The 253-nt window shown below is 31.2% G+C and carries 1 protein-coding gene; it reads right to left on the reverse strand.

Annotated features, from left to right (window positions below; all coding sequences use genetic code 11):
- On the reverse strand, positions 1–253 hold a 253-nt coding region (locus SB764_RS42675), incomplete at both ends, for a condensation domain-containing protein (RefSeq protein ID WP_410867135.1).

A 253-nucleotide genomic window follows, 5' to 3' on the forward strand; every position in this document is an offset into this window, starting at 1 on the left:
CTTCATTAAAATATTCATTATATGTCTTCACTACTTCTGACACCAATATTTGAGTTGACCATCCGTCTCCAATGATGTGATGCATTGATAAGAAGAATAGGTTTTCGCTCTCTGACCTTTTTAATAATGAAGCTCTTATTAGTGGCGATTCTTCTAAGTTAAAAACTTTGCTGTTAGCAGCCTTTAAATAGCTTTCTATATCTGACTGGTTTTTATCTTCAAAATCTAAAACTTCTATTTTGAAATTAACGAT

The organism is Paraburkholderia sp. SIMBA_027 (genome assembly GCF_046535315.1).
Taxonomy (GTDB): Bacteria; Pseudomonadota; Gammaproteobacteria; order Burkholderiales; family Burkholderiaceae; genus Paraburkholderia; species Paraburkholderia tropica.